Raw genomic sequence first — 8,617 nt, 5'->3', positions numbered from 1 at the left:
CACTCGTCGCGCAGCTGCTTGAACGTGTCGCGCTCCGAACGCTTCAGCAGCGGTCGCTCCTCGTTTGGGTTCAGCGCGGCGGCGGAAGCGATCGCCTCGGCCTGGACCTCCGACAGCGTCCCGGCGCGGAACGCCTCGGCCGTAGCGGGCAGCGCGGCCAGGCGTTCGGCCGTCTCCAGACCCGCTTGCACCCGACCCACGCTCGTGCCCGTCTTGTGCGCGATGAAGTGGGCGGCGCTGCGCTCACCCGAGGCCCGCCACACGTTGGACTCCTCCACCCGCTTGGCCACCAGCGTGCGCCCCGCCGCCAGCACCCGCTCGCCCTCGGTGATGACTTCCAACAGACGCAGCGCGTCGGGACCGCTGAGACAGCCGGGCTCGAGCGCGGACAGGATGGCCCATTGAGTCGCCACCGTCGCCTGCAGCTCGTCGAGCACCGACATCGCTTCTCCCGCGGACGCGAGGAATCACCGATACGGGGAAGCGCTGACGTCACTCTACTCGAACACACGTTCGATCGCAAGTCTCAAAAACGAGATTCTCCAGAGTAATCCACTGACCGCGGAGGCCTGCAGCGACCGCTCGTCCGCGCTGCAGCCGTACATACCGCGCCCCGAGCCGACGATCCGGTCTCACGAGCGCGGAGCAAGTGCTCGGGACGGCCGCCGCTTGATCAAGGGCTCGACAACGCGGCCCCTGCCACACTTCGCGAGTGGCCGCTTCATTCCCGGGGGCGGATCCCCGATGCGGGTGATCGGTGCCGGCTTCGGCCGGACCGGGACGCTGTCGTTCAAGCGCGCCCTCGAGGACCTCGGGTTCGGCCCGACGTATCACATGCAGGAAGTGATGCGGCGTCCTTCCCACATCGACAGGTGGCTTCGGTACGCCCGCACCGGCGAGGTGGACTGGGACGAGCTTTTCTCCGGGTTCGGCTCGGGCGTCGACTTCCCGGTCAGCTGCGTCTGGGAGGAGCTGGCGTCGCACTTTCCTGACGCGAAGGTCGTGCTGACCGTCAGAAATCCGCAGCAGTGGTGGGCGAGCACTGAGTCGACGATCTACCGGTTCCGCATGGCGTTCCCGGCATGGATGCTGCGATCGGTGCCGATGACACGACGCTGGGTGGAGATGATCGATCGACTCGTGTGGGACGGCCTCTTCGACGGCCGGTTCACCGATCGTGATCACGCGGTCGCGATCTTCGAGCGACACATCGCGCACGTGCGCGCGACTTGCCCACCCGAGCGGCTCCTGGTTTTCGACGTCGCAGATGGCTGGGAGCCGCTGTGCGCTTTCCTCGACGCGCCCGTTCCTCGGCACTCGTTCCCTCACCTGAACGACGCGAAGGTGACGCGGCGCGTCATCGCCGCGGTGCGGTGGGGGACTCGAGCCATGCCGATCGTCGTCGCCTCGGCCGCCGCCGGTCTGGCGGTTCGCAGACGAACGAGGAGATGCAACGAGGCGCGAGCACCTTCTCGAGCCTCTTGATCGCCACGAATTCAGTCGTACGTCACCGTCACCGTCGTCCGCACGGGCCGGTCGCCTCGAGGTCGTAGCGCAAGATCCAGCCGCCGGGCCCGAACTCATCGCCGCACGGAAAACCGGGGTCGAGGATCGAACGCCACCATGGCTCGTCACCGACCGCCCATGCCCCAGTAGAAGGGCCCTGCGGTCGGTGTCACGGCGATGTTCCATCCCATGGCGCGCAGTCGCCGTTCGAGTCCTTCCGCTTGGAAGGGAACCTTGATGATGCGGAATGGCGTGCCATCGTTGATTCGCCGTTCGACGATTGACGAGCTCGTCCCCTGGATCAGCTCGGCTTCTGTTCGGTAGTTGTCGTCGAAGAAGAACACGACCCCACCGGGCCGAAGGCAGTCATCGACAAGAGACCAGAACGAGTCGAAGTGCTCCTCGGGGACGTGGGACAACCAAAAGCCGAAGAAGACTGCGTCGTAGCCGCGGTCGGGTCGCCATGAGAAGAGATCTGCCTCGATGAAGCGCACCGACGCGACGCCGTCCCGAGCCTTTGCCCGAGCCAGCATCTCCGGGGCGGCATCCAGGGCGGTGACGGCCTTTGCTGAGCGAACGAGGAATTGAGTCCAGGTGCCAGAGCCGCACGCGAACTCGAGCACATCGCCAGTCGGACGAAAGGCGTCGATGGCGGCCAGGAGCTCGTCCTGGCCGGGGACGTCGATGCGGTGATCCTCGTACTCGTTGGCGATGGCTCGGTAATAGGCGAGCTGTTCGGTGAGTATCGAAGAGGTTGAACTCGGCACCCGCACAGTTTGCCCAGTGCTCGGCGCTCGTTCTGGACAGCACGAAGCCCCCCTCCGCGTCAACGGCCCACCCCGCGACCCGATCACCTTCTGCGACTCCCAATTCCAACGGCACGAGCACCGCAAGCCCGGCGAGACCCCCACACCCACGAGCGGATGCCGGCAGCACGGCTGCCACGCGCGCAACCTGGATCCCACTTCGCGCGTCAGACGCCCTTTGTCTCGTGCGGATCGCGACGGGCGCGGGCGCGTCGCTTGCCCTCGTGCATGGCCTGCACCCGTGCCACGGGGATAGCGCGGCCCTCCTCGACGAGCTCTGCGGCCAAGTGCTGGCGGCCGGGCATCTGCTCGGTCCACGGGTCGCGGTCGCCCAGGTGTCGTAGCGCGGTGTGGACGGTGAACTCGGCCGGCGCGATGTCGTCGAGATCGTCCCAGCCCACCGGGAAGGACACGGGCACACCGGGGCGGACGCGCGGGCTGTAGGCCGCGACCACAGTTGCCCCGCCGACCCGCGTCGAGTCGACGAACACCTTGCCGCCACGGTCCTCCTTGACGAACGCGGTCGTGGCGATCTCAGGACCCAGTCGCTCGGCCCGCGCCGCGATGGCTCGCGTTGCGGCGGCCGCGTCCTCCGGCGCCTCGTCGCCGATCGGGACGAAGACGTGCACGCCCTTGGCGCCACTGGTCTTCACCGCACCTTCGAGCCCGACATCGGCCAGTGCGCGGCGGACCAGGTGAGCCGCCTCGACGGCCATCGAGAAGGCGCCGGCGTCGGGCGGGTCGAGGTCGAGGACGAGATGGGTCATGCGGTCAGGATGATCGACCCGTGCGAGGGTGGGGTGGTACTCGACGGCGCGCTGGTTCGCGAACCAGAGCAGCGTCCGTCGGTCGTTGCACAGCGCGTAGGACACCTCGCGCTTCGAGGTCTCCGCCCAGAACTGCACCGTGCGCACCCACGACGGCGTGTACTTCGGGACGTTCTTCTGCATGAACGCCTCTTGACCACGGTGGACGCGGATCACCGACAGCGGCCGGTCCACCAGCGCCGGGATGATCCGGTCGCGCACCGCGTCCAGGTACTCCACCAGGTCCCGCTTGGTCGCGTCCGCGCCGTCGAACAGCGGCTGGTCGAGGTTCGTCAGCGACACCCCGTCCCGTGATTCGCCGCCGCTTGTCTCGCTCATCACAGGAAAGCTATCGACAGAGCTCCACGAAGGGCATCCCGCCGCGCCAAGTGGAGGCCGTGCAATCGGCAAGTGATCACGGGCTTGTCGACCAGCGCCGCGCGGCCGCTCGGGAGGGCTAGCGGCTGGCGCGGCGACGGAGCGGCCACACCGCTGCCGCCCCAAGAGCGATCGCAAGCGCAACCAGTCCGATCACGCCGAGAATCCGATTGCGCATGATGTCCGCGCAGGTCCCGCCGTGGCCCTTGTATCGAAAGAAGTTGCCGCAGGTCGAGTCCGTGCCGTAATCGGCCCAGTCGAACGCGAAGTAGGCAGCGCCGGCGAGGCAGCAGAGAGCGGCGAGCACCGCCGGTGCCTGCCACGCACGTCTGGACACCCGCACATCTTGCTCTGGCGTCAACTCGCGTGCTGCTACTTCGCTTCACCGAATCCGTTGGCGCGCGCCACCTGAGGCAACCGTCGTCCGCGAGCCGGACTGATCTGACGGTCGACGACAGGCGGCCGAGTGCCACCGAACGGCACGTCGAGGTCAGTCCCGGGAGCCAGGTGGCTCGCTGGGGAAGAACGCTCTTGCTGCTCCGCTCGCGGCACGAACTCGTGATGTCGAGGGCGGCCAAGACGTCAGTCGAACTCGATGACCACCTTGCCGAGGGCGCGACCTTCGCCGACATAGGCCAGCGCGTCCGGCACTTCGTCGAGCCGAAATGTGCGGTCGATGTGGATTCCTACGTAGCCCGCGACGCAGAGGTCGGCCAGCGGTTCGAAGTACGTCGGCCCCTGCTTCACTGCGAGCACCCCGAGCCGTCGACCCGTGAGCCGGCCGGTGATCGAGCCGATGGTCGCGACCCGCAGCAGTGTCGGCACCGATCCACCGACGCAGAGGTACCGACCACCACGGTTCAGCGCCCTGCGGTACGCAAACACGGACCCGTGGGCGACGAGATCGAGCACGAGGTCGTACGGTTCGTCGGTGCGGGTGAAGTCCTCGCTGTCGTAGTCGATCACCTCGTTGGCACCCAGCGATCGCATGAAGTCAAGCTTGCCGGCGTTGTCGACGGCGGTCACGTGCGCGCCGGCGCGCGTGGCGAGCTGGATCGCGAACGATCCGGTGCCACCTCCGGCCCCGTTGATCAGCACTCGTCGCCCGGGGCCGACACCGGCGGTTCCTTGCAGCGCGATCGCTCCGGCCTGTGGGATCGTCGACGCCTCGTTGAAAGTCAGCCCCTCGGGCTTGGGGGCGAGGGCCGACTCGGGCACCACGGTGTACTCGGCGAAGCCACCCCTGAGCCCGAGGTTGTCGCCATACACCTCGTCGCCCGTACGGAAGCGGGTGACGCCGGTGCCGACGGCTTCGACGCGTCCGGCGATGTCCGAGCCGAGCGTCCGGCGAGCCGGCGCGCGTAGCCCTCCGATCCGTGCGTAGAGCGGTGAGCCGCGCAGGAACTCCCAGTCGGACAAGTTGACCGATGTCGAAGCCACCCGGACAAGCACCTGTCCTGCGGCCGGCGACGGCGTCGGCACGTCCTCGACCCGCAGCATCTCCGGTGGGCCGTACCGGTCGTAGACGACTGCTCTCAAGCGAGACGCGCGTCGGAGCCGGGGTCCGCGCAACTAGGCATCTCGGACGAGCGTACCCGTGGCCCGCGGGCGGTTGAATAGTGGTGTGGGCGGTTGGATGGTGGCGTCGATCGCGAGCACTGAGCACCTGAAGGACGATTCGACCCACCGGACAGGCTGGCCGCGACAGTGCCCGCCTATCGCCGGGTCACCGGGCCGCTCAGCCGCGGCGGCCCAGCAGCGCGAGCAACCGCGTCTGCGGGTTCGCGTCGGGCGGCACCTCGACCTCGCTGCCGAACATGCCGCTTCCCTTGAGCAGCTCGGCTTGAGGCGTCACGACCTCCCAGCACGCCTCGACCAATCCCGCGTCGAGCTCGGCGTCCTGCCCGGTCGCGGTGGCCAGGTCCCAACCGTGGATGAGGACGTCGATGAACCGGTGGCCCGCATAGACCTCGCCCGGCACCGGACCGTACGAGACGGCCACGCTCGCCTGCATGGCGCCCGGTGCGCTGAACGCGGCGTCGGCCTCGCCCGCGGAACGCTCGTAGGTCGCAAGCGGGTCGTCGCCCAGCACGTCACCGTCGTACTTGTCGCCGACGTCGGCGATTGACGAGCCTCCGACGAGCGGGGCGACCCAGAAGTTCCCGGAGACGATGTGGTTGACGAGCATCCGGACGTCGTACTCGGCGCAGGGCGTGGGATCGTGCCATTGGCCCGGCTCGACGGCCGCCAGGAAGGCGCGGGTGGACGCCAGCGCGCCTGAGTGCATGTCAGGAAGGTTCATGGCCCGATTCCACCACGCGGTCGCTCCGGGCGTCACGGGTGCGGCGACGGTTGCGGGAGACGATTCGCCACGCGACCACCGCGAAGCCGACCGAGATCACGGCGAGCACCGTGTGCACCGCCTTGAAGGAGAAGTCGCGGGTGTCGTCACCCCAGATGTTCCAGATGCGCGTGACCCAGACATAGACGGTCCACACGCAGAAGGCCCGGAGGACGAGGGCTTCGCGGCGGAGCACGGAGCGACCGTAGCCGTCGCGAGCGCCGCCCTGAGACTCGCCGCCCGGTGAGCGCGACCGGCCGCCCCGCCGTTACACTTGACCGGTCAGTCAAGTCAGGGGGACCACGTGCCCGAGACGATCACCGAGGAGCGGTTCCGCCACGAGGCGAAGGCCTTCCTCGAGGCCAACGCCAAACCCCGCCAGGTCGAGCGTGGGGGTTGGGGTGAAGGCAGCGACAAGGTGGGTCTGCTGTCCGAGAAGACCCCGGAGGAGGAGCGCGAGGAGCTGCGTGCCGCGAAGGATTGGAAGGCGCGGGTCTTCGACGCCGGCTTCGGCTGGATCACCGGTCCCGAGGAGTACGGCGGCCGGGCGATGCCCAAGGCGTACGAGCGCGCGTACCAGGCGCTCGAGTCGCGCTACGACACGCCGTCGACCTCGGCCTTCGGGATCGGGCTCGGCATGGTGGCGCCCACGATCCTCGCCCACGCCACCGACCCGGTGAAGGACGCCTACCTGCGCAAGCTCTACCGCGGCGACGTCGTCGCCTGCCAGCTGTTCAGCGAGCCCGCCGCGGGCTCCGACCTCGCCGGCCTGCAGTCGCGCGCGGTTCGCGACGGCGACGAGTGGGTCATCAACGGCCAGAAGGTGTGGACGTCGGGCGCGCAGTTCAGCGACATCGGCGAGATCATCTGCCGCACCGACCCCGATGCGCCCAAGCACAAGGGCCTCACCGGCTTCGTCGTCGACATGAAGGCGCCCGGCGTCGAGGTGCGACCGCTGCGCCAGATGACCGGCGGCGCGTCGTTCAACGAGGTCTTCTTCACCGACGTGCACGTGCCCGACGACCATCGCCTCGGCGACGTGAACCAGGGTTGGACGGTCGCGCTGACGACGCTGATGAACGAGCGGGCGTCGATCGGCGGGGGCGGCGGCGGCCTGGGCACGATGAGCTCACAGCGCTTCATGGAGATGGCCCGCACCATGGGCCGGTCCGACGACCCCGTCGCCCGTCAGCGCCTCGCCGACGTCTACATCCACGGTGCCGTCGCCCGCTACACGAACATGCGCGCGATGGCGCGCATCAAGGCGGGCCAGCTCCCGGGCCCGGAGATGTCGATCGCCAAGCTGTCGCTCACGCAGAACTTCCAGCGCATCGCCAACCTCGTCGGCCTGCTGCTGGGCCCGCGCCTCATCGCCGACACGGGCGAATGGGGCACCTATGCCTGGGCCGAGTTCGTGCTCGGCGTGCCCGGCGTACGCGTCGCCGGTGGCACCGACGAGGTCATGCGCAACATCGTGGGCGAACGGGTGCTCGGCCTCCCGAAGGAACCACGCGGCGACCTTTGACGGTGGGTGTTTCGAGCCCGGCGCGGGTGAGGCCCCACTTCTCGAGGAGCGTGCGGTAGGTGCCCGCCGCCGTCACCGCGGCGAGCGCCTTGGCGAGGGCGTCGCGTAGCTCGGTGCTGCTCGAAGCCACCGCGATCCCGTAGGTGCCGCCACCGGCGGGCGCTCCGGTCTCGTCGAACGCGGTTCCCCCCGCCGTGGTCTTGGCGTAGTAGCCGGCGACGGCCGCGTCGGTCAGCATCGCCGCCACGCGTCCGCCCCGAAGCTGCTCGAGCGCGGCGGCGTCGCTCGCGAGCGCGACGGCGTTGAGCTCGGGTCGCCCCGCGGCCCGACATGCCGCCGACTGGTCGGGCACTGTCTGGGTGTCCTGCTCGGCGTCCTTCTGCACGGCGACGGTCTGGCCGCAGAGATCGTCCAGGGACTGCACGGCCTTCGGGTTGCCCTTCGGCACGAGGATCGACGTGCCGGCCATGAGGTAGTCGATGAAGGCGACGCCCGAGGCCCGGCGCTCCGGCGTGTCGGACAGGCCCGACATCACGAGGTCGAACCGGCCGGCGACGAGCGCGGGCAGGAGCCCCTCGAGGTCGGTGAAGTTCACGAAACGCGCTTGCACGCCGAGCCGTTTGGCGATCGCATTCGCGAGATCGACGTCGAAGCCCTGCGGTGTCGCGGAGCCTGCGCCGAAGAACTCGAGCGGTGCGTACTCGATGTCGGAGCCCACCGTGATCACGCCGGTCTGCCGGATCCGCGCGGGAAGGCTGTCGCGGAGCGGGCGGGGCTTGCCGGCCTTCGCGTCACCACCACCACCACCACACGCACCGGCGAGTGCGACCGCGCACGCGACGGAAACCCACCGCATCGCTGCTACCAGAGCGCGACCTGAGCCGATCGCCGGGGCACGCCGGCCCACGGGATGTGGTCCATGAACACCCAGCTCCGGCGGTGGATCGACGTGGGCCCGAAGGCGGCGAGCGCGGACTTGTGCCGGGGACACGGGTAGCCCTTGTTGAGGTCGAAGTCGTAGCCCGGGAAGTGCTCGGCCTCGGCGCGCATCAGCCGGTCGCGCGTCACCTTGGCCAGGATCGACGCCGCCGCGATCGAGAGGCACGTGGCGTCGCCTCGAACCAGGCGACGCGTGCGGGCGTGACCCACGAAGTCCCAGTTGCCGTCGATGAGGACGGCATCGACGGTGAGGCCCAGGCCGTCCACCGCGCGGCGCGCGGCCAGGCGCTGGGCCGCCGACATGCCGAGCGAGTCG

Annotated in this window: 9 protein-coding genes and 2 pseudogenes (1 of these 11 running past the window's edge); 2 read left to right on the top strand and 9 right to left on the bottom strand. The window is 69.1% G+C overall.

Annotation, left to right across the window (positions count from 1 at the left end; translation table 11 throughout):
• Window positions 1–443, bottom strand: a 443-nt coding sequence (locus tag E6G06_08120) for a DUF222 domain-containing protein (protein ID TML92091.1), incomplete at its 3' end; no start/stop codon positions are given.
• 301 nt (window positions 444–744) lie between these two features.
• On the opposite strand from E6G06_08120, the pseudogene E6G06_08115 reads away from it, so the two are divergent.
• Window positions 745–1,338, top strand: a pseudogene (locus tag E6G06_08115) (sulfotransferase family protein).
• 293 nt (window positions 1,339–1,631) lie between these two features.
• Here the strand turns inward: E6G06_08115 and E6G06_08110 are convergent.
• The 6 genes from E6G06_08110 to E6G06_08085 all read right to left on the bottom strand — a co-directional run bounded on the left by E6G06_08110 (window position 1,632) and on the right by E6G06_08085 (window position 6,033).
• Complete coding sequence (locus E6G06_08110) at window positions 1,632–2,279, bottom strand: class I SAM-dependent methyltransferase (protein ID TML92090.1); 648 nt, start codon at window positions 2,277–2,279, stop codon at window positions 1,632–1,634.
• A gap of 200 nt (window positions 2,280–2,479) precedes the next feature.
• Complete coding sequence (locus tag E6G06_08105) at window positions 2,480–3,457, bottom strand: ATP-dependent DNA ligase (protein ID TML92089.1); 978 nt, start codon at window positions 3,455–3,457, stop codon at window positions 2,480–2,482.
• A 118-nt stretch (window positions 3,458–3,575) separates the two neighbouring features.
• The gene (locus E6G06_08100) at window positions 3,576–3,803 is read right to left on the bottom strand and encodes a hypothetical protein (protein ID TML92088.1); all 228 of its coding nucleotides are present in this window, start codon (window positions 3,801–3,803) and stop codon (window positions 3,576–3,578) included.
• Window positions 3,804–4,078: 275 nt separating this feature from the next.
• Window positions 4,079–5,035 (bottom strand): NAD(P)-dependent alcohol dehydrogenase, encoded by a 957-nt coding sequence (locus E6G06_08095; GenBank protein ID TML92087.1) that lies wholly within the window; start codon window positions 5,033–5,035, stop codon window positions 4,079–4,081.
• Between the two features lie 199 nt (window positions 5,036–5,234).
• Window positions 5,235–5,798, bottom strand: a complete 564-nt coding sequence (locus E6G06_08090) for a TIGR03086 family protein (protein ID TML92086.1) — start codon at window positions 5,796–5,798, stop codon at window positions 5,235–5,237.
• On the bottom strand, window positions 5,785–6,033 hold the full coding sequence (locus tag E6G06_08085) for a hypothetical protein (GenBank protein ID TML92085.1): 249 nt from the start codon (window positions 6,031–6,033) through the stop codon (window positions 5,785–5,787). The genes E6G06_08090 and E6G06_08085 overlap by 14 nt, the downstream gene beginning before the upstream one ends.
• Window positions 6,034–6,141: 108 nt before the next feature.
• Between E6G06_08085 and E6G06_08080 the strand changes: the two genes are divergently transcribed.
• Window positions 6,142–7,362, top strand: a complete 1,221-nt coding sequence (locus E6G06_08080; protein TML92084.1) for an acyl-CoA dehydrogenase — start codon at window positions 6,142–6,144, stop codon at window positions 7,360–7,362.
• Here the strand turns inward: E6G06_08080 and E6G06_08075 are convergent.
• Complete coding sequence (locus E6G06_08075; GenBank protein TML92083.1) at window positions 7,298–8,218, bottom strand: ABC transporter substrate-binding protein; 921 nt, start codon at window positions 8,216–8,218, stop codon at window positions 7,298–7,300. The genes E6G06_08080 and E6G06_08075 overlap by 65 nt on opposite strands.
• A 5-nt stretch (window positions 8,219–8,223) precedes the next feature.
• Window positions 8,224–8,617 (bottom strand): annotated as a pseudogene (locus tag E6G06_08070) (ribonuclease HII) (it continues 279 nt past the right edge of the window).

This window comes from Actinomycetota bacterium (genome assembly GCA_005888325.1).
Taxonomy (GTDB): Bacteria; Actinomycetota; Acidimicrobiia; order Acidimicrobiales; family AC-14; genus AC-14.
This window is presented reverse-complemented; position numbering and strand designations above follow the sequence as displayed.

Coding starts and splice junctions, on each gene's coding strand:
- E6G06_08090 (TML92086.1), bottom strand. CDS start 5,798: ATGAACCTTCCTGACATGCACTCAGGCGCGCTGGCGTCCACCCGCGCC.
- E6G06_08075 (TML92083.1), bottom strand. CDS start 8,218: ATGCGGTGGGTTTCCGTCGCGTGCGCGGTCGCACTCGCCGGTGCGTGT.
- E6G06_08105 (TML92089.1), bottom strand. CDS start 3,457: ATGAGCGAGACAAGCGGCGGCGAATCACGGGACGGGGTGTCGCTGACG.